The sequence below is a fragment of the Caldicellulosiruptor morganii genome, assembly GCF_026810225.1.
GTDB lineage: Bacteria > Bacillota > Thermoanaerobacteria > Caldicellulosiruptorales > Caldicellulosiruptoraceae > Caldicellulosiruptor > Caldicellulosiruptor morganii.
The window spans coordinates 143,601-164,451 of the sequence record NZ_CP113865.1 but is presented as its reverse complement, the minus strand read 5'-3'; the positions used below and the strand labels follow the sequence as shown (position 1 = coordinate 164,451).

Genomic DNA, 20,851 nt, shown 5'->3' with positions numbered 1-20,851 from the left:
TTCCCTTCGTGGGCTCTTTTTCATTTTATCATTTAAACAGAGTCAGCAGCACACCTGCTGCAACTGCAGAGCCGATAACCCCTGCCACGTTTGGACCCATTGCATGCATCAAAAGAAAGTTTGATGGGTTTTCCTTTTGCCCGACAACCTGAGAAACACGTGCTGCCATTGGAACAGCCGAAACACCTGCCGAACCAATCAGGGGGTTGATCTTTCCACCCGAGAGTTTGTACATTATCTTTCCAAATATAACACCGCCAACTGTTGCAAATATGAACGCCAGAAGTCCCAAAAAGATTATCGCAAGTGTTTTGGGATTCAAAAATCTCTCTGCACTTGCCGTTGCACCAACAGAAAGCCCCAGAAAGATTGTGATGATGTTGATCAGTGCATTCTGTGCAGTATCGGATAACCTCTCGACAACCCCGCATTCCCTGAAAAGATTCCCGAGCATGAGCATACCAATAAGTGGCGCAACAGACGGCAAAAGCAGCGACACAATTATTGTAACTGCCACAGGGAAAACAATTTTTTCAAGCTTTGAAACCTCTCGCAGCTGATCCATCCTGACCATCCGTTCCTGTTTTGTTGTCAAAAGCCTCATTATAGGCGGCTGAATAAGAGGAATCAAAGCCATATAGGAGTATGCTGCAATTGCAATCGCACCAAGAAGGTGCGGTGCAAGCTTGGTTGTGAGAAAGATTGCAGTTGGACCATCCGCACCACCAATTATGCCAATGGAAGCTGCCTCCTGCGGTGTAAAACCAATAAGCAGCGCAACCATGAATGCAAAGTATATTCCAAACTGGGCAGCAGCACCAAGAAAAAGACTGCTCGGTCTTGCAATCAGCGGACCAAAGTCTGTCATCGCTCCAACGCCAAGGAAAATGAGCGGCGGGTAGATTCCAAGCTTTACGCCCTGATACAGGTAATAAACAAGCCCGCCCTTATCATGGCTTGACAGAAAAGAAAACGGCAGGTTTGCAAGCATCATCCCGAACGCAATGGGCAAAAGCAAAAGCGGTTCAAATTTTTTGCCAATTGCAAGGTACATCAAAATGCATGATATACCAAGCATTATCGCCTGACCAGCAGTTATCTTCGCAAACCCAGATGCTGTGAGTATATCAGTAATTGCCTTTGCTATCATGCTGAAAAATTCCATCTATGCTTCTCCCCTTCTCCGGTTGTTACTTTAAGATTGCAAGAATATCACCGCTTGAAACCTGTGCACCTTTCGATACCAAAACCTTCTCTACCATGCCATCCTCGGGCACCATGATCTCATTTTCCATTTTCATTGCCTCCAGGATAAAAAGAACATCACCTTTTTTAGCCTTCTGCCCTTCTTTTATATTCACAGATAGTATCTTGCCGGGCATTGGTGCAGAAATTTTAATACCGCCTGCTATTTTCTGCTCAATATCATTTGCTGTCACTTTCTCTGGAGTCTCATTTACCTGCTTTGAACCATTGCCATTGCCAATCCTTTCCACTTCAACCTCAAATTTTTTACCGTTGACTGTTACAATATATTTCATCATTTAAAAAATCACCTTCCGCAAAATTGATTTTTATGATTTAATTTTTTTATTTTTCCATGTATTTAATAGACTTTATTCTCATTTCAGAAAGCGGAATATCACTATCAAACGAAATTGCAGCCAGAATTGCAGCAACCTCCTCATCATCCGCACCAAAAACCACTGCCTCACCTGATACAAAACCTGCTTTGTCAGGAGGCTTTACCTCTTCTGTCAGGTCCATATCAAAACTCAACTCGGCAGGCACATCAGTTTCTTTTTGATCTGCTTTTGAAATCTTTTGCAAAACCTTTGAAAGAAGGCTTATAATCAGGCTCAAAAGTGCCAGAACAGCAAAGACAATCAGCACACCAATAATAGTAACTTCAAACCCCAAGATGAGCCTTTCACCTATTGTGCTGTAGGCATAGTGCATATTCTCTCACCTTCTCAAAATTTTATGATCTCAAACCTTCAATTGTGTATTCAATCTTTCTTACTTCAGGCTTTTTCTTTCCTCTGTTTTTCAAAAACTCTTCGGCAACCTGCGGGAACAAAATATAAGATAGAACATCCTCATCAGTCTTTGCAAAGTCCTTAATCTTCTCTTTTGTTGTCTCAAAAATGGGCTCAAGTGTATCTGCAAACCTCACTTCAATGGGCTTTTCATCACCCAGTACTTTTTTTACAAGCTCGGGATTTATTCTGCCGGGTGGTCTTCCATACTCCCCTCTTATATACGCCTTGACTTCTTTGAGGATTACCCTGTATCTCTCACCGGCAAGGACGTTTGCAGCAGCCTGCGTGCCAACCATCTGACTCATTGGTGTCACAAGCGGCGGATACCCCAGATCCTCTCTGACTCTTGGCACCTCCATTAAAACCTCATCAAGCCTGTCCAATGCGTTTTGCTGCTTTAGCTGAGCAATGAGATTTGAGAGCATACCACCGGGTATCTGGTAAATGAGCGCATCTGTATCTGTTGAAAGAACAAAAGGATTCAAAGTTCCATTCTTGATGAACCTGTCTTTTACCGGCTTGAAAAAGTCGTTTATCTCTTTCAGTACCCTGCTGTTTAGCCCTGTGTCAAAGCCCATTTGCCTGAGTGCATAGTCCAGAGTCTCTGTTGGTGGCTGTGAAGTCCCACCTGAAAAGCTTGAGATTGCTGTGTCAATACCATCAACTCCGGCTTCAACTGCTTTTAAGTATGTCAGAATCCCAAGCCCTGTTGTGGAGTGTGTGTGAAGGAAAACTGGTACCTTTACGTTTTCTTTCAGCGCTTTTACAAGTTCGTAAGCCTCTTTGGGGCTCATGATCCCTGCCATGTCTTTTATGCAGATGGAGTGCACACCCATGCTCTCAAGATCTTTGCCAATCTTTATATACATCTCAAGGTTGTGAATTGGGCTTAGAGTGTACACAATTGTGCCCTGGGCGTGTCCACCTGCCTTGATTGTCTCATCAACTGCAACTTCAATGTTTCTAAGGTCATTTAAAGCATCAAATATCCTAATTATATCCATACCATTTTCAATAGATTTTTGGACAAACATTCTCACAACATCGTCCGGGTAATGCCTGTAGCCCAGAAGATTTTGCCCGCGAAGGAGCATCTGAAGCTTTGTATTTTTCACCTTTGACTTTATCTTTCTCAGGCGCTCCCAGGGATCTTCGTTTAAATATCTGAGGCATGAATCAAACGTTGCACCGCCCCAGCACTCAATTGAATAATACCCCGCAGAGTCTATTTTTTCTAAAATTCCTTCAAAATCTTCAAAAGCCATTCTGGTTGCAATCAGTGATTGCTGGGCATCCCTTAAAACTGTTTCTGTGAAGAAGATTCTCTTCATGGCAATTCAACCCCTTCTACCACCTGCTATGAATTTTAATACCAATTTTATTTCTGGTCATTTTTTTAACAAAAGGCGCATAGAATTTATTGTAGCACCAACACTTGAATTTTTCTATATCAAATTTTACAAAGTTGTTTGTGAACATTTCATATTGAGGATTTTATTATTCTGCACCTGTAACACTCAAAAAGATAGCCATAGCAATCATATACCATATAAGTTGTGATGTAGCAGTTTTCTAAACACTTTCAATTTCCATCTCATTATCAAACGGCTTTAACACAGTACAAAAAAGCTTTTTTAAGTATTTCTCATTCCCCTTTTCAAAAAGCCAGATATCCTCATGTTCTTTTTTCAGTATTGCTGGCATTCTGCTGTGAACTGGCTTTATCTGGGAGTTTGCCTCTGTTGTAATAATCACAAATGCGTCAATTTCTCCACCGTCTTCCAACTTGATTCTGTCATAAAGCCCTGCCATGTAAAAAACTGGTGTTTCCCTGGGTTTTATTAAAAGTTTTTGCTTGCCATCCCCCTTCTTCTGCCACTCGTAAAATCCAGCAGCCGGAATTAAGCATCTTTGATTTGCAATCTTTTTAAAAGTCCACTTTTCAAGCAAAGTCTCTGCCCTTGCGTTTATTATCACCTGCTTTTTGCCCTCAATAGGAAAGCCCCAGCGCGCAATTGTGGCATCTTTTTCAGTATCGCCTGCAACCACCACAGCTGCAAGATCTGTTGGAAAAATCTCTCCTGTTTTGAGCTTGCTCAAAAATGAGCTGCCCTGAAATTTCTGATTGATTCTTTGCAGGATGTTTTTTATCTCTTCAATCTGTCTATCTGGCAAAAACAGATATCTTCCGCACATTTTAACCTGCACCTCTGTACACAGTCTTCAAATCCTCATAGATATCCCTGATTGAGTTATATACAAAGGTTGGTTTTAACCGGGATTTTTCTATATCCTCAAAAGCTGTCTCGCCTGACAGGACAAGAATGGAAACCATGCCATTGTCATTTGCCATCTTAATGTCTGTATAGAGCCTGTCGCCAATCATGGCTATCCTGCTCTTCTCAACATTTTTCAATTTTGAAATCACATCCACAATTATCGAAGATGGTTTTCCAATGAAAAGAGGTTTTTTTTTTGTGGCATTTTCAAGCATTATGCAGATTGAACCGCAGTCCGGAATGTATTTGCCACCATCAAGAGGGCAGACCAGATCAGGGTTTGTTGCCAGAAAAGGTATCCCTTTTCTTATAAGCTCGCAGGCATCCAAAAGCTTTTTGTAAGTGAGCTCTGTGTCAAACCCCACAATCAGGTAATCCACCTCTTCTTTTTCTATATCCTCGGCAATATTTATCCCGAAACTCTCAAGCTCTTTTTTCAAAGAAACCGTGCCAACAACATATGCTCTAATAGTCTTTTTTGCAATGCCATTGAGATAAATGGCAGTTGCCTGACCGGAAGTTAGCAGATTTTCTTTTGCAATATCTATTCCCATTTTTGATAACTTTTTTAAATATTCATCAGAGCTTTTTGATGAATTGTTTGTCAGGAATAAAAACTCTTTTCTGTTTTCTTTCAAAAGCTCTACAAACTCCCTGCTTCCTTCAAAGAGCCTGTCACCAAGGTAGATTGTGCCATCCATGTCAAGTATAAAAAGTTCTACTTTTAATAGCACCTCAAATTTATTATCTTTCATCCTTTAAGCCCAGCTCCTTTTTTGAGTTTGCAAGCTTCAATATCTCAAACACAAATTTCTCATAGGCGCTTTTGGCATTGAACTTCTCTTCCCATATCTTTATTGCCCCCATACAAAATCTTCTGTACTCTTCTTCAGGCATTTCAATAAACCTTTTTATGAGCCCTGCAAGATCCTCTTCTGCAAAGTCTCTTTTTAGCAGATAGCCGTTTACACCATCAATCACTATCTCGCGCACCCCTCCAACATCTGTTGCAACAACAGGTATTCCAAATGATATTGCCTCCATGATTGAAACAGGTAGACCTTCGGATGAGCTTGTATTTACAAACAGGTTGAAATCTTCTTTAGCATAAAATTCTATAATCTTGTCATTTGGCAAAAATCCCATAAAATTGTATTTGATATTTTCTTTTTTTGAAAGTTTTCTTTGAGCATATTCTTTTAGACTTTCAAAAAGCTCGCCATCTCCAATGTGTGTCCACGAAATCTTATGGTTTTCTATTTTCTCAAGGCTATCCACTATTTTCTCAAGCCTTTTTACAGGGACAACCCTTGCACAGCTGACTATCTTAAAAGGCTTTAACCTTTTTTTGTCAGGATTTACTTCATAGCCGTTGAAAGTTCCAAGGTATGAAATGGCTGCTTTGTCTGTGTTATACTTTTCATTTATATAATCTGCACCCATCTTAGAGCATGCAAAAACTCTGTCAATTTTTTTCACAATAAACCTTTTAAATGGCTGAGGATAAACTTCTTCATATAGCTCTGACCTGTGTGCTCTTGAAACTTTTAGCAAAACAGGTTTTTCAAAAAGAGCAATGCTCAAAGCCAGAAAATGAAACCAGTATGAATAAAGCACAGTATCTTCCGGGTCAATCCCTTCTTTTTCAAACAGCTTTTTAAGATTTTTCAATGTAATGTTTGTCAGAAAAATCCATCTGAAAATCATCCAGAGATGCAGCATTTTATATCTGATTGTACTTCTTTGAAAAACTGCCCTGATAGCTTCCTTTATCGCAAGCCCCATTAGCTTTGGTGAAATAAACAAAACATCTTTTATTGTGTACTCAACATCCCATACCCTAACCTTTTCGTGGGGTTTGTATCTATCACCGTTTTTTAATTTCTCTGGCAAAACCCTGCCTGCCTGAACCGGCAAGATAAAAACCCTGTCGAAAGCTTTGCAAAGAAACTCCATCTCGTTTGCAACAAACACATCCCTTTTGGGATGGGGATAGCCAATTGTAAGAAGGACTATGTTCACCTGTCAAACCCCCAGAAAAATTTTTTTACAAATCCTCTTCTTTTCAAGTGTAGCACTTGAAAAGATTTTGAGTCAAGGATTTCAAAACCATAAGGCTATTTTTTCTGCTGAGAATTCTGCTGTCATTGACAATTTGACACAAAAGGATATATAATAAACATATGAATAATTGCTCATATGTTTTATTTTATAGAATTTGATTACCTCTATCTACAATCAATTCTTGATTTGAGGTGAAAAAATGTCAAAAAAAATTGAAACTTGTACATGCACAGTGATTCATCAGGATATCCTTGAAAAAGTGAAAAAAGAGCTGCCGGATGAAGAGAAGCTGTTTGATCTGTCCGAGTTTTTCAAGGTGTTTTCTGACTCCACAAGAGTCAAGATTTTGAGCGCACTTTTGATATCAGAGATGTGCGTATGCGATCTGGCGGCGCTGCTTTCGGTAACGCAGTCGGCAATATCCCACCAGCTGCGGCTTTTGAAGGCATTCAGGCTTGTCAGAAGCAGAAAAGAAGGAAAGGTTGTCTATTACAGCTTAAATGATGAACATGTAAAAAGCATTTTGGAGCTTGGGCTTTTGCACCTTGCTGAGAAAGCTTAAATTATCTCAATAGCATCAATAACAGCATAAAGGAGATGGCAAACTTGGCAATTGTTAAGGTTGAGCTTTTACTGGAAAATCTTTTGTGTGCGTACTGTGCATCCAGAATTGAGCAAAAGGTAAATTCTCTTGACTTTGTTAAAAATGCAAGTTTGAACTTTGTGACAAAAAAGCTAACAGCAGAGATTGACCGGAAAGATTATAAGCTGTTTTTAGAAAGTGTGAACAGGATTGTAAATGAAATTGAACCGGATGTCAAAGTTCTGCAAGTGCCCGACGAAAAACCTGTGATTGATATAAAAGAGCTTTTTTTGATAATAACTTCAATTTTACTCTTTACAGCAGGACTTTTTGCTTCTGAAAGCTCATGGTGGCAAATAGGACTTTTTCTACTCTCCTATATTCTGGCAGGAGAGAATGTCATAAGGAAGTTTTTTAAAAATTTAATTCAGCTAAAAATCTTTGATGAGAACTTTTTGATGACGGTTGCGACAATCTCTGCATTTTTGCTAAAAGAATATCCCGAAGCAGTACTTGTTATGCTTCTTTACAGGATAGGAGAGCTGCTTGAAGAGATTGCAATCAGAAGGTCAAGAAAAACCATAAATTCTTTGAAAAATCTTGAAATTGAATATGCAAACCTCAAAATTGAAAACCAGATAAAAAGAGTAAGTCCGAAAGATATTGTTCCGGGTGACTTAGTAGTTGTCAGGGCCGGTGAAAAAATTCCTGTTGACGGAATTGTAGTGGCAGGCAGCTGTTTTCTTGACACATCCGCAATCACAGGTGAGTCACATCCGGTCCCCATCAGGGAAAATGATGAGGTGTTTTCGGGGTCAATAAGCCTTGATGGGACAATTGAGGTTCTGGCAAAGAGCTTTTACAAGGACTCTACAATTGCAAAGATAATCGAAATTGTAGAAAATGCAGCATCTAAAAAATCACAGACAGAGAGGTTTATTACCTCTTTTGCAAAAGTCTATACTCCTGCTGTAACCATTATTGCTATTCTGGTAGCGCTAATACCTCCACTTTTGTCCTCTGAGCCATTTAAGACGTGGGCATACCGCAGCCTGATATTTCTCATTGTCTCATGCCCGTGCAGCCTTGTTATATCCATCCCGCTTTCTTATTTTGCAGGGGTTGCAAGACTGTCCAGATCTTCAATCCTTGTGAAAGGCACACAGTACATTGACAGGATGGCAGGTAAAATCCATGCCATTTTGTTTGACAAAACCGGAACCATTACCAGTGCCACCCTGAAAGTGGAAAGTGTTATGCCAAAAGGTATTTCCAGCAAAGAGTTTATAAGACTTCTTTGCCACGTAGAAAGCTTTTCAAATCATCCAATTGCAATTTCCATAACCAATGAATTTAAAGTAAAAGTGGATGCAGAGTCAGTAAAAGAGATAAAAGAGTATGCCGGCAGGGGAATAGAAGGTGTTGTGGACAGCAAAATGGTCATTGCCGGGACAAAGGAGTTTTTACAGGAAAAGGGCATAGTGATTGATCTTGAACCAGAAGAAGAAAAAAATTTGCTTTTTGCAACAGCAGTTTATATGGCCGTTGATGGCAGGTTTTGTGGATATGTTGTTTTGAAGGATTTTCTCAAAGAAGATATAAAGGAAACATTGCAAAGGTTAAAACAACTTGGAATAAAAACCTTTCTTCTCACCGGCGACAGGAAGGAAGCTGCTGAAGAAGTTGCAAATAAGCTTGATTTTGACGTAGTTTTTGCAAATCTTCTCCCACAGGATAAAGCAAGGATTGCACAAAGCATTAAAAAAGAAGCCGGAAAAGCTGCTACAGTATTTGTGGGTGATGGAATAAACGACTCTCCTGCTCTTGCCTTGTGCGATGTTGGAATTTCTTTTGCACGTGGTGCGTCAAGCATTGCAGGTGAAGCAGCAGATGTGATTTTGCTTGAAAATTCAACCACCAGGATTCTGGATTTGATAGACATTTCAAGATTTGTACGCAAAATTGTAATCCAGAACATTGCAATCTCGCTGTCTGTAAAGTTTCTGGTGATGCTCCTTGGTACAGCAGGTTTTGCAAACCTCTGGGAGGCTGTTTTGGCAGATGTAGGTGTTGCATTGATTGCCATCCTGAATTCACTCAGAATCCTGAAAAACTAAAAACAATTTTTTCATTGAAATCTTTATTTTACCCCTTACTTTGTGTCATAATATTAAAGTAAGGGGTTTTTGCTTTTTACTGTGGAGCAAATTTAGAAAAAACTTTAAAGAGGTGCTGTTTGCAATGATTGAGATGTATGTTTTAAACGTTGCATTCTTCCAGGAAGGCGGAGGTTTTGCAGTCCTGCTTTGCGACAGGAACAACAAAATGGTGCTTCCCATCTTTATCGGTCCTTTAGAAGCTCAGTCCATCGCGCTTGCACTTGAAAAGCAGCAGCTGCCACGCCCGGTCACGCACGATTTGATGATTAACATCTTTCAAAAATTTGGCATTTCAATACAAAAGGTTGTAATCACTGATATCAAAGATGGAACATACTTTGCAGAGCTTTATTTAAAAGACTACAACAATGTCATATCTGTCATAGATTCAAGACCAAGCGATGCAATTGCACTTGCTTTAAGAACAAATTCTCCCATTTACATGACACCAAAACTTATAGAATTTACCTATAAATACGAAGAGCTCATACCACAGTAAGAGTTTCATTTTAGCAAAACAACTTTCCATGCACTTCTGTCAAGCTGACGGCCCAAAAATTCTGTTCGAAGACTCAAAAAAAGCATGTTTGGATTCTGTAAATCTTTCTTTGGAAGAGTCACCATCATATAGTTTTTGTTTCTCTTAAATTTTGAATTCTCTAAAGAAAACTGAGGGGTTGTCATATTTTTTTCGCTTTTCATTTTACTTCCCGAAATCTGGATGTACATCCTCCCAAGATATTTCTGGTCTTTAAATGCACGGATGTGCAGATAATAGCCGATAAGTCTTTTTGCCGACCCGGCCATCTTTATTCCAATATATATATTCCTGCTGTCATGTGCAGCGTAGATACTGTCTATGTCCGCACCTTTTTCGAAAATGATCGACCAGATGTCATGTGTTGGCTCTTTCATAATAATATACTTTGAGGAGAATAAATCATCTCCCTGATACTTTCTTGCAATGATGTCATCAACCTTTGCAAAAAGCTCATTCTGTCTTACAAAGGCTTCCAGAAACCCTCTCATAACCTTCATTTGAGAGTGATAATCAGAAATGGAGTTTGTCTTTTTCTCTATCATAAAATCATCAAGCATCACCTGATACCAGTTGGTGTCTGTAAATGCAAGCTTGAAAGGTGGCACCAGGAACATGTCCGGGTGCCTGCCAAACGGTGTTGGCCAGTCACCTCTGTGCACAAGGTACTGCCACTGCTCACATTTGTAACCCATTTTCAGGATGGTAAATTTTACAAATGCAGAGGTTGCCCAGTGGTCAGGATGCTGGTCGCGCGAATATGGATAGATTATCAAATCTGGAGCAAATGACTTTATAATACTCTCTATATTTCTCACAACGTTTACACCTTTGTACTGGACATTCTTTTCATAAGAATTTGAATATGGACTATGAAAAGTCCTTGTAAGAGAATTGAAATAACTCACTTTTGAGTCGAAGTATTTTTCCCAGAGATACCTCAAACCCCTATCCGGATACCCCAGAAATATAATATCTTTTCTGTCAACACCCAGGTCTTCAAGAGCATGAATGGTCTCGTTCTGGCGAAGGTAGCCAAATCGTATATAATCCTCCGGTTTTAGTCTGATTTTCCCAAAGTTTTGACCGGCTGCTCTTGTAAAGCCATCACCGTTTGTCATTACAACAACTTTTATCCTGCTACCGCCTGCTAAGGCTTTTTGTATAACACCAGCAGAAGACAATGTCTCGTCATCACAGTGGGGTGCAAATATGAGTATTCTTTTATAATTTTCAGGAGAAAGTGCAGGTAGCTGGGTTGAAAAGTAGTAGTTTGAGATATATTCTCTTGCCAGAAACAAAAGAACATTTGCCAGAATCCAGGCAGCAAAGATGTAGAGTATGTATTTGCGTTTAAATCTTCTTTTCTTCTCTTTTTGAGTCTTCCTGAAAACCCCGCTCCTTTGAGAACCTATCTTATATCTTGCCATTTTGCGTTTGAATTTCTCCTTTGACAAAAAAGATGCCTTATTCTATTTTACAATATTTTTTAAAAAGCTTGCATTAAAAAAATTCCCCCAAAATCGCAAGCGGGCAAGGACGCACCTTTTTGCGTCCTTGCCCGCTTTCTATATAAAAGGAGGAAATGAACGGGGGGGATTCTACCTCTTATGTATTTTAAAAAACCAAGGGGGTTGTCCGCAGCCACTTTTCATTTTTTGCTCAGCTGCTCTTTACATTACTAATTATATGTTTTTTGTATACACCAATCAATACCAAAAATAAATGAACTTTTTATAAATTTGTATTTTATTTTTGTAAATGTGGTTATGTGAATAATTGACCTATTTTAATAAAATATTTTTTTTCTTTTATATATTTTAGACATATACGAAAACTTTCAAACATCATTGTTAGAAAAACTTTCTAAAAATTAGAATTCCTATTCGATGTACTTTTCCATAAAGTATTTAAAAGAGGCATTTCGGTTTTTTGCCTTTTCTATTGAAAAATTTTTTGTAAGCTCTATCATGAAATCTGTTCTGTCAAAATTCCGGGGGATAAATTTATTAAAATCTTCTTTTGACAACTTTTCGGTGTTACCAATTTGAAACTCTGAAATTCCAAATTTTGAACAAAAATTATCTTCTGCACCTGCCAAGTACCAGCTTTCTATCTCCTTTTTAACTATAACTACTTTTTCTTTGTTTATATTCTTCATCAACTTTGCAATTTGCTCTTTTTTATGTGTAACACATGGTGAGTCATCTATATCTGTTATAAAAATATAATCATTATTACTTTCTGCAAAAGCCCTTATGTAATTGGAATACTTTTGTAAACTTTTTGGGCTTTTAAACTCATCACCAGAGTATTTTATAATATGAATAAAAGAATATTTAGAAGAGAGCATGGGTTTTAATATACGTTCGAAAAACCTCTCATCATCTATACCTTCCACCAAAACGTATATACCTTTGCCACAGTTCATTTACTTACGCTCCTACCTCAAGAAGATTTTGAATAAAGAGTTCTTCTATTCCCAAATCATTTTCTAAAAATATCTTTATTTGGTCTTTCTCAAGTGGACGATAAATTCTTGAAAAACCATCTCTACCACGAGAAACCAAAAGAAGATTATCAATCCCCGCATATTTGACAACTTCAGGATTATGTGTAGTAACAATAATTTGCTTTTTTCGTGAAATTTCTTTCATCATTTCAATAACCTTTGAAATAAGAAAAGGATGAATATTCCTTTCTGGCTCTTCAAAGATAACAAACTTTTTCTTTTCAAAATATAATGCAATTATCATTGCTATTACATTAATAGTCCCATCAGAAAGCAATGATGCAGGAATATCCTTTTTTTCAAAGTATGATTCCTGGAGCTTGAAAAGCAAGGACTTATCAGGTAACTTTTCTACAAAGAGATTATTGACAAAAGGCAAAATGTCACTTACTAAATTAAAAAGTTTTCTTCTTTTTTCCTCATTTTCCAAAATGTTTTTTACTACTTTTGCAAGATTGCTGCCATTTTCTTCTAATTCAGCCTTACCTGTAATTGGAGCAGCCTCTTTGGACTTTTTGGGCTCAAAATCGTAAATTGAAATATTACGGAATATATCATCTATCGTCAAGCGCCGCCATATAAAAAATAAAGGCGTTTGAATTAGCAGAAGGTTCTGGGGTAATGAATCCATTTTTAAATATAAAAGCGGGACAAGACTTGCCACTTTATCCTCAATACCTTTTGGAAAAATTTCATACACTAATTTATCTTTTTTATGAGACAGTCTGATTTCACCCTCAATAATTTTCCCGTTTTCATCCTTAAATTTAAACTTTAGAAGCAAACAATCGTTAACAATTTTAAAACCTGGCGATCCTTTTTTCTCTTTTAAAGAAAACTCATACTTCATTTCATGGAAAGTCATTTCAATGTTTTGCTTTGTATTTGCAAATTTCCCATCATCCTCTATTTCACATACTATACCAATTGACAATTCTTCACCTTGGCCCTCTTTTAGATTAGTAAGATATTCAATGTCCCCCTGGATGGATACAGCATTTTCTAAGCCAAGATTTATAATATCGCGTAGAAATTTAAATACTTGAACAAAATTTGACTTTCCCGAAGCATTCGCACCAATAACCACGTTGAAATCTTTTAGTTCTATATTCATTTCTTTGAAACTTTTGAAGTTTTTAACGCTTAAACTTTTTAACTTCATTAAAAGACACCTCAATTTATTTTTTACTCCTAATAAATTCACCTTTATTCTATATTATCCCTCATACGCTCTCAATTTAAAATTCACACCAAGCTGCTTTGCAAGTTCTCTGCACCTTTCTATTTCCTCTTCATCTATTATGGTGTCCACACATGAAACCCACACTTCTTTTATATATTTTTTGCTCTCTTTTATAAACTCAATCACATGGTCATAAATATCCTCATTAAAAGGTCTGCAAATTTCATTGTATTTCTGCTTGCTGGAGGCATTGAGACTTATCGAAATCCTGTCAATAAGCCCGGAAAGAAGCTGTGGCACATTTTTCCTGTGTATAAATGATGCATGCCCGTTTGTGTTAACCCTCAAGGGCACTGTTGTTTTCTCTTTTAGCCTCTTTGCAACCTCAATTACAACATCAAGTCTTATCAAAGGCTCACCATAGCCACAGAAGATTATCTCATCATACTTTTGCGGGTCTTTTATCTCATTTAAAATCTCATCTGCTGTTGGGTCATGGTCCAGCCACAGGTCATACCCATCACCAAGACCTCTTTCAGTGTTTCTTATACAGAATATGCATGAGTTTGTGCACTTGTTTGTGACATTGATATATAGCCTGCTGTCAATTGTGTATGTTATCATTCCCATCTTTACTTTGACTCATCTCCTATCCTTCTTTTTTCATCACCTGATGCCAAATACATCTCTGGCATTTTTTGTAGTGATTTCTATCACTTTTTCTTCGGAAATCTCTTTAATCTGCGCAATCTTTGATATTACATACTTTAAATATGTTGAATCATTGCGCTTTCCTCTGTGAGGATGAGGGGTAAGATAGGGGCTGTCTGTCTCAAGCATCAAAAGCTCAAGCGGGTATTCTTTCACAACCTCTATGAGCTTTTTGGCATTCTGGAAAGTCACAACCCCGCCAACAGAGATGTATACCCCATGTTTTCTCAAAATCCTGCTCATCTCAACACTACCTGAATAGCAGTGAATCAAAACCGGTATTTTCCCAATCGCATGCTCATTTAAAATATCAAGCGTGTCTTTGTGTGCCTCTCTTGAGTGAACAACAACTGGAAGATTAAGCCTTTTTGCAACCTCTATCTGGCGAATAAAAACCTCTTTTTGAACATCCCTGGGCGAAAAATCATAATGATAATCAAGCCCTATCTCACCTATTGCAACATTCTTTTCAAACCCTGCAAGCTCAAAAAGATCATCCTCAAAATCCTTCGGTGCATCCTTTGCCTCATGCGGATGAATCCCCACATTTATATAAATGTGATCATACTTTTTTGCAATTTCAATATTCTCCTTTGATGATTCAATAGATGAAGAGGATGAGATGGCAACAATCCCCTCTCTCTTTAGCTTTGCCATCACATCCTCCAAATCTTCCAAAAATGCCTCATCGTCATAGTGTGCATGAACATCAACTATCATCACTTTACTCTGGCACCCTCTTTGATGTCTTTTTCAGGCGAAATTATACAAAGCTCATCGCCAATCGACGCTGCCAGAAGCATACCCTGCGACTCAACTCCGCGAAGCTTTGCAGGCTTTAGATTTGCAACAACCACAATCTTCTTGCCAACAAGCTCTTCCGGGCTGTAGTGCTTTGCAATGCCCGCAACTATCTGACGCTTCTCATCACCAAGGTCAACAATGAGTTTCAAAAGCTTGTCAGCACCTTCTATCTTTTCTGCTTCTAAAACTTTTGCAACTTTAAGTTCAATCTTTGCAAAATCCTCTATTGAAATATACTCTTTCTTTTCCTCTTCTTTTTTGTCATCTGCAGGCACAGCACCTTCTATTTTTGTAAGATCTTTGCTTTGTTCTTGCACCTTTTTCTCCTCCTCATCATCAATAATTCTCGGGAAAAGTGGCTGGTCTTTTCTCACCCTTGTGCCCTCTTTGATAAGTCCAAAATTTGCAGCCGACTCCCAGGCTGTTATATCCGGATTTTCTTCTTTTGAAATCCCAAGCTGAGAAAGCATCTTTGGTGTTGTCTGTGGCATAAAAGGCTCAATGAGTATTGCAACAATCCTCAAAACCTCTGCCAGGTTGTACAAAACTGTCTTAAGGCGCGGATACTTTGACTTATCTTTGCCAAGCACCCATGGCATTGTCTCATCTATATATTTGTTTGCCCTTGCAATCAGCTTCCAGATTTCAATCAGTGCATTTGAAAATTGAAGCTCATCCAAATATTTGCATACATTATCATAAACCTGTTTTGCCAGTGTTATGATCTCATTATCAAGCTCATCTTTTTCTTCAGGAAGTTGCACAACCCCATCAAAGTATTTTTCAATCATCGCAACTGTTCGTGACAGAAGATTTCCAAGGTCGTTTGCAAGGTCGCTATTGTGCCTTGTCTTCAGTGCATCTTCTGAAAAGTGTCCATCTGCGCCAAACGGAATCTCGCGCAAAAGAAAATACCTTAAGCTGTCAACCCCGTATTTTTGTGCAAGGATTACAGGGTCAACAACATTTCCTTTTGATTTTGACATCTTACCGCCTTCCAAAAGCAGCCAGCCATGACCAAAAACCATTTTGGGAAGCGGAAGCCCCAGTGCCATCAGCATTGCCGGCCAGATAATTGTGTGGAACCTGACAATCTCTTTCCCAACAAGGTGAACATCTGCCGGCCAGTATCTTTTGAACCTGCTGTCATCCTCGCTCATATACCCCAGTGCAGTTATATAGTTTGAAAGTGCGTCTATCCACACATAGATTACATGCTTCTGGTCAAACGGCACAGGGATTCCCCATTTCAAGGTTGTCCTTGAAACGCACACATCCTCAAGCCCTGGCTTTATAAAGTTGTTTATCATCTCATTTGCGCGCGACTGCGGAACAATAAAGTCCGGATGTTCCTCAATGTATTTAACAAGCGCATCCTGGTATTTTGAAAGCCTGAAAAAGTAGCTCTCTTCTCTTGCCCTCTCAACAGGTCTGCCACAGTCAGGGCACTTGCCATCAACAAGCTGCCTGTCAAGCCAGAAGGACTCGCACGGTGTGCAGTACCAGCCCTCATACTCGCTTTTGTAAATATCTCCCTGCTCATAAAGCTTTGTGAATATCTTCTGGACAACCTTCTTGTGTCTCTCTTCTGTTGTTCTTATAAAGTCATCGTATGAGATGTTCATAAGCTTCCAGAGATCTTTGATTGAGGCAACTATCTCATCAACATACTCCTGAGGTGTCTTGCCAGCTTCCTGAGCCTTTCTTTCTATCTTCTGCCCGTGCTCATCTGTGCCGGTCAGGAAAAACACATCAAAGCCCCTTAGCCTTTTGTACCTTGCAATGGTGTCTGCTGCAACCGTGCAGTATGTGTGTCCTATATGAAGTTTATCAGATGGATAGTATATGGGCGTTGTTATATAAAACTTTGGTTTTTCCATATGTCTTCCCACTCCCCTTTGTAAAATCTTTCGAAAATCAAAAACATACTTTAGCACCTACATTCCCCAGCGCCTGTGTGCAAAGTCGTAAAAAAGCTGTGGAATTTTTGGTGGAAAGTATGTAAAAAGTGGAAATATTATTAAAAGGATAATTATCAATATAACAAAAGGTAGCTTTTTTATCTTCCTGTTTGAAAGTATAATCCTTAAGGAGACAAGCTGGGCAATGACAACTGCCAGAACAAGGGTGAGTATGTCCAGAATCAGATTGTCATTCAAAAATGCGGTGTAGGTGTAGAAAAACACTGCCGTCAAAAATGGGATCAGAAACAGCGCAACCGATTTTCCCACTATGAAATTGTCAAACTTCTTTCCATAAATGATAAATTCAATTATGTAAAAAATCAACCCCCCGAAAAAGCCAATTTTAAGATGCTCCCATACACTCTCATTAACAGCAAAAATAATAGCGGTAGGTTTGACCTTTCCAAAAAACTCAAATCCAAAGTGAAGCAGGCTGGCTATTGCAAGGATTGCAAACATACCAGCAGCAGAAACTATTTTAGCTCTTTTCCTGTAAATTCTCTTTGAGTATGAGGAAAGATAAATCTCATACATTTTCACACCTTCTCTACCACAAGGTTTTTGTACTCGCACACCATGTCAACAAAGTCTTTTTTGAGACAGAACTCAAGGTCAGAAACAAAGCCAAGCTTTTTTAAGTTGTTATAGTGATATGAATATTTTAATATTTCGTGAGGGTCATTTTCAAATTTTTTATAAAGCTCGTATGAAGCAATGGAAAGGTCATCCAAAAAAGCATCTGGAAAATGCTTTTTAAGCAAATGGACAAAATAGCCTGCACAGAGAATATCTTCAAGTGTAAATTTCTCTTCTGTCCCGGCACACACAATTGAAATTGTGTGAATATCATGGCACAGAGCCTCTTTTATAATATACTCTGCAGTTTTTCTGGCGTTTATAAATGAACCGGGAAAAATGCGCTTTGCACCTGCTGCTTTTTTCAGCGCTCTTGTGCCATTTGTTGTTGTCATCACAATGGTTCTGCCAGACACAACTTCACTTTTGTACGAAAGAGGTGAGTTGTCAAGGTCAAAACCGTCTATCTTCAAGCCGCCTCTTTCTCCACCAAGAAGAACGCTTTCATCAAGCTTTTTAAAAAGAAGGGCTTCTTCAACCTTTTCAACCGGAATTATCCTCTTTGCACCGTTTGAAATAGCCCATATCATGGTAGAGGTAGCCCTCAGAAGGTCAATGACAATCGCATATGAATCTTTTAAATCTTCAGAAGCTACTTCTTTGTAGTGTGAAAATGCAACTATATTCAAGGAAGCACACCTTCTTTCTCGAAAATAATTTCATTCTATCAGTTTGATTAATTTCTTACAATTATCTAAGAAAAATTTCTTGACATCATCCCAATCAAGTCTAATGAGCATTTTAGGCATTGCTTCATTCTCTGCATCATCAAAGTAGCAAAGGCTAATAAGAATATGATAAAGATTTATCACTTTGTTTGGAAATTTTTGTGGAAGAAGTTTAAAAAGCTCATCAAGCTCTATTCCTGACTGGCATATACAGTACAAATCAATAAAATCCTTTCTTGTCCCTCTTGAAGAAATGGCAACCAGTTTCATCACGCCTATATCTTTTTTTGAAGCAATTCTCAAACCTTTTATTTCAGCCGGTATTACAAGATTATCTAACAACGGATTGGAATAATATAGCCATGTTACCCTAACTCCATCTAAAAGCAAATGAAGAGTATCTTTGGATGAATACAATATGTTTACGTCGCCCACCTTTTCTAATTTGTATATTATATCATCACCTGAAAATTCTACTGGTGAGAAAAAGTCAAAATCTTCAGAAACTCTATGCCCAAGCTGCAAAGCAAGTCCTGTTCCACCAGCCAGGTAAGACTCTCCAACAACATCACTTTTTACAATCTTATTTAGAACTTCATATCTTTGATATTCTAAAACATTAAAAAACATCTTAAAGCTAACCTCCATTTTAAAATACCACTAAAATGGATACAATCCCTCCATCTTTTTAAATACCTCAAAACATTTCATTTCATCCTCTTTCAAGTTGAAATATAGCTGCCAGAACCTTGCAGGTTTTTTCAAAAGCCCTCTGCTATTTTTTACTACATCTTTAATCTCTTCTTTTGAATATGTGCTAAATAGCCACTTTATACAATCCTGGTCTCCAAAATTCAAAAGCCTTGTTATAATGAATGTTTTGTTCCTTTGAATGTCTAAGTCTTCAAATTCAACATCCCAGAAGAATTTTTTAAATTTTTCGGGTATCTGTGTGTGCCTGTTCATCTTCAAAATCACAATCTTCCCGCAAAAGTTTATTTTAACTTTATATATACCACATACTTTACAAAAAAGATATACATATTTTTAGAAATCTTTTTGAATTGGATTGTGGTATAATTTAATCAGAATACGATAATTAAAAAACAAGCGTAAAAAGAGATGAGGAAAATATGAAAGTATAAAAAAAGAGGCTGCAGCTGAAAGTGGAGGTTTTATTAAATGCTGCTCAAACTCATGAAAGAACATTTGGAAATGCTAAAACAAATCAATAGAAGTAATTCAGAACAATCCAAAGACTTTTTAAAATTCAACCATGAGATGATATCATATTTTCAGCACGAAAGACTTGTTCACCTGATAATAACTCTGTTTTTTTCACTGCTTACCTTTGCCGGCTTTTTGCTCACCCTTGTCATAAGAGCAGATAATCTACTTCTTTTGTACGCTCTGGATACTTTATTTCTGGTCTTGACAGTTGCCTATATTATTTACTACTTCAGGCTCGAAAATACTCTGCAGCAGATGTATTTGCTTACCCGGAAAATACATGCATCTTCATCCTGCTGTGCTGAAAAAGATAACCATATTTAAACACTATTTAAAAGCTTTATTATCTCATCAACGCTCATAACCACTTCTGCCGCTCCTTTTTCTACAGCAACCCGTGGCATACCGTACACAACACATGATTCTCTGTCCTGAGCAATTGTAAGCGCTCCCTGATTTCTCATCTCCAAAAGCCCCTGGGCACCATCACAACCCATACCGGTCATGATAATTCCTGTTGCTCTGTCCTGGTACCATTCTGCAACAGAGCTAAAAAGTATATCACAGGAGGGCTTGTGGCTATTTACTTTTTCAACATTGTCAAGCAGTCTTGTATAGAACCTGCCGAGCACCCTTTCAACAGCCAAATGGACTCCGCCCTTAGCAATATAAATTACCCCCTGTCTTATCTCTTCTCTATCCTCGGCTTCTTTTATCTCTCTTTTTGAAATTCTGGCAAGCCTGTCAGCTAAGGCTTTTGTGAAGGTTGGAGGCATGTGCTGAACAACAAGGATGGGAATTTTGAAATCGCTTTTTAAATTTGTAAATATCTTTTCAAGCACAGGAGGTCCACCTGTTGAGATTCCAATGGCAATAACTTCGCTGTTTTTCACCCTTTGCACCAAATCATCCTGTTTTGAAATCCTGGGTTTTGGAATAACAACAGAAGGTGCCCGTGAAACTACCTGAACGCCATTTGATTCAACATCTAATTTTGATACCCTTTTCTTCTTTTTATAATCAACATCGCCCAATGCCCACTTTACTTTTTCCACCAACTCTTCTTCAAATCTTTTTGCATCTTCCAAACCGGATGGTTTTAAAATGTAATCAAGAGCACCTTTGCTCAAAGCTTCAACGGTAATCCTGGCACCAGGTTCTGTAAAAGCCGAAACCATTATTATTCTTGTAAAATGATTTATCTCTTTCAAATAATCTATAAGCAAAAGCCCATTCATGAAAGGCATTTCAAAATCTATCAAAGCAAGGTCCATTTTGAACGTCCTTGCTTTTCTGATTGCAATTAATGGATTTTTTGCAGTAAAAATTACAGCATCCTCTATCCTCTTCCCTATGCAATTTTTTATAAATTCACACATAAGCTCTGAATCATCAACTATTAGCACTCTTTTCATAATTCTGTTCCCCACTGGTACACACATTTTGTTAAATCTTAATCATTGAAAATTATACTAATA

22 protein-coding genes are annotated in these 20,851 nt (G+C 38.1%); 4 read left to right on the top strand and 18 right to left on the bottom strand.

The features are described from left to right. Positions 1–28 precede the first annotated feature (28 nt). From OTK00_RS00780 to OTK00_RS00750, 7 genes are all read right to left on the bottom strand, one after another. Positions 29–1,165: a sodium ion-translocating decarboxylase subunit beta gene (locus OTK00_RS00780; RefSeq protein WP_045168487.1), complete on the bottom strand. Its 1,137-nt coding sequence runs from the start codon at positions 1,163–1,165 to the stop codon at positions 29–31. 25 nt (positions 1,166–1,190) lie between these two features. Next, complete coding sequence (locus OTK00_RS00775) at positions 1,191–1,541, bottom strand: biotin/lipoyl-containing protein (RefSeq protein ID WP_045170027.1); 351 nt, start codon at positions 1,539–1,541, stop codon at positions 1,191–1,193. Between the two features lie 49 nt (positions 1,542–1,590). Further along, positions 1,591–1,959, bottom strand: a complete 369-nt coding sequence (locus OTK00_RS00770; RefSeq protein ID WP_045168488.1) for an OadG family transporter subunit — start codon at positions 1,957–1,959, stop codon at positions 1,591–1,593. Between the two features lie 22 nt (positions 1,960–1,981). Continuing rightward, positions 1,982–3,373 carry an oxaloacetate decarboxylase subunit alpha gene (locus tag OTK00_RS00765; RefSeq protein ID WP_045168489.1) on the bottom strand — a complete coding sequence of 464 codons (1,392 nt, stop codon included), beginning with the start codon at positions 3,371–3,373 and terminating at the stop codon, positions 1,982–1,984. A 241-nt stretch (positions 3,374–3,614) separates the two neighbouring features. Beyond that, on the bottom strand, positions 3,615–4,238 hold the full coding sequence (locus OTK00_RS00760) for an SOS response-associated peptidase (RefSeq protein WP_045168490.1): 624 nt from the start codon (positions 4,236–4,238) through the stop codon (positions 3,615–3,617). Between the two features lies 1 nt (position 4,239). Continuing rightward, a complete protein-coding gene (locus tag OTK00_RS00755) occupies positions 4,240–5,076 on the bottom strand; it encodes an HAD-IIA family hydrolase (RefSeq protein ID WP_045168491.1) in 837 nt (278 codons plus the stop codon). After that, positions 5,066–6,343 (bottom strand): glycosyltransferase, encoded by a 1,278-nt coding sequence (locus OTK00_RS00750; protein ID WP_045168492.1) that lies wholly within the window; start codon positions 6,341–6,343, stop codon positions 5,066–5,068. Before OTK00_RS00750 ends, OTK00_RS00755 begins: the two co-directional genes overlap by 11 nt. A 241-nt stretch (positions 6,344–6,584) precedes the next feature. On the opposite strand from OTK00_RS00750, the gene OTK00_RS00745 reads away from it, so the two are divergent. The 3 genes from OTK00_RS00745 (at position 6,585) to OTK00_RS00735 (ending at position 9,626) form a co-directional block, all read left to right on the top strand. Continuing rightward, positions 6,585–6,947: an ArsR/SmtB family transcription factor gene (locus OTK00_RS00745; protein ID WP_045168493.1), complete on the top strand. Its 363-nt coding sequence runs from the start codon at positions 6,585–6,587 to the stop codon at positions 6,945–6,947. Positions 6,948–6,982: 35 nt separating this feature from the next. After that, the gene (locus tag OTK00_RS00740) at positions 6,983–9,085 is read left to right on the top strand and encodes a heavy metal translocating P-type ATPase (protein ID WP_045168494.1); all 2,103 of its coding nucleotides are present in this window, start codon (positions 6,983–6,985) and stop codon (positions 9,083–9,085) included. A 124-nt stretch (positions 9,086–9,209) separates the two neighbouring features. Next, on the top strand, positions 9,210–9,626 hold the full coding sequence (locus tag OTK00_RS00735) for a bifunctional nuclease family protein (RefSeq protein ID WP_045168495.1): 417 nt from the start codon (positions 9,210–9,212) through the stop codon (positions 9,624–9,626). Between the two features lie 5 nt (positions 9,627–9,631). Here the strand turns inward: OTK00_RS00735 and OTK00_RS00730 are convergent, their stop codons facing one another. The 10 genes from OTK00_RS00730 to OTK00_RS00685 form a co-directional block, all read right to left on the bottom strand. Next, positions 9,632–11,095, bottom strand: a complete 1,464-nt coding sequence (locus tag OTK00_RS00730; protein WP_045168496.1) for a PIG-L deacetylase family protein — start codon at positions 11,093–11,095, stop codon at positions 9,632–9,634. Positions 11,096–11,547: 452 nt separating this feature from the next. Next, positions 11,548–12,096: a hypothetical protein gene (locus tag OTK00_RS00725; RefSeq protein WP_045168497.1), complete on the bottom strand. Its 549-nt coding sequence runs from the start codon at positions 12,094–12,096 to the stop codon at positions 11,548–11,550. Between the two features lie 4 nt (positions 12,097–12,100). Further along, the gene (locus tag OTK00_RS00720) at positions 12,101–13,339 is read right to left on the bottom strand and encodes an AAA family ATPase (protein ID WP_045168498.1); all 1,239 of its coding nucleotides are present in this window, start codon (positions 13,337–13,339) and stop codon (positions 12,101–12,103) included. A gap of 54 nt (positions 13,340–13,393) precedes the next feature. Beyond that, positions 13,394–13,990 (bottom strand): TatD family nuclease-associated radical SAM protein, encoded by a 597-nt coding sequence (locus OTK00_RS00715; protein WP_045168499.1) that lies wholly within the window; start codon positions 13,988–13,990, stop codon positions 13,394–13,396. 36 nt (positions 13,991–14,026) lie between these two features. Then, entirely contained in the window at positions 14,027–14,791 is a 765-nt protein-coding gene (locus OTK00_RS00710; RefSeq protein ID WP_045168500.1) for a TatD family hydrolase, read from the bottom strand. Continuing rightward, positions 14,791–16,755: a methionine--tRNA ligase gene (gene metG, locus OTK00_RS00705; protein ID WP_045170028.1), complete on the bottom strand. Its 1,965-nt coding sequence runs from the start codon at positions 16,753–16,755 to the stop codon at positions 14,791–14,793. Before metG ends, OTK00_RS00710 begins: the two co-directional genes overlap by 1 nt. A 57-nt stretch (positions 16,756–16,812) precedes the next feature. After that, positions 16,813–17,373 (bottom strand): DUF6512 family protein, encoded by a 561-nt coding sequence (locus tag OTK00_RS00700; RefSeq protein ID WP_045168501.1) that lies wholly within the window; start codon positions 17,371–17,373, stop codon positions 16,813–16,815. Positions 17,374–17,375: 2 nt separating this feature from the next. Beyond that, positions 17,376–18,104: a 2-phosphosulfolactate phosphatase family protein gene (locus OTK00_RS00695; protein WP_045168503.1), complete on the bottom strand. Its 729-nt coding sequence runs from the start codon at positions 18,102–18,104 to the stop codon at positions 17,376–17,378. A gap of 30 nt (positions 18,105–18,134) precedes the next feature. Beyond that, positions 18,135–18,773 carry a nucleotidyl transferase AbiEii/AbiGii toxin family protein gene (locus OTK00_RS00690; RefSeq protein ID WP_045168504.1) on the bottom strand — a complete coding sequence of 213 codons (639 nt, stop codon included), beginning with the start codon at positions 18,771–18,773 and terminating at the stop codon, positions 18,135–18,137. A gap of 30 nt (positions 18,774–18,803) precedes the next feature. Beyond that, positions 18,804–19,109, bottom strand: a complete 306-nt coding sequence (locus OTK00_RS00685; RefSeq protein ID WP_045170029.1) for a DUF6922 domain-containing protein — start codon at positions 19,107–19,109, stop codon at positions 18,804–18,806. Positions 19,110–19,325: 216 nt separating this feature from the next. Between OTK00_RS00685 and OTK00_RS00680 the strand changes: the two genes are divergently transcribed. Then, the gene (locus tag OTK00_RS00680) at positions 19,326–19,697 is read left to right on the top strand and encodes a hypothetical protein (protein ID WP_052670779.1); all 372 of its coding nucleotides are present in this window, start codon (positions 19,326–19,328) and stop codon (positions 19,695–19,697) included. Here OTK00_RS00680 and cheB read toward each other — a convergent pair. Next, positions 19,694–20,788, bottom strand: a complete 1,095-nt coding sequence (cheB, locus tag OTK00_RS00675; protein WP_045168505.1) for a chemotaxis-specific protein-glutamate methyltransferase CheB — start codon at positions 20,786–20,788, stop codon at positions 19,694–19,696. The genes OTK00_RS00680 and cheB overlap by 4 nt on opposite strands. Positions 20,789–20,851 lie beyond the last annotated feature (63 nt).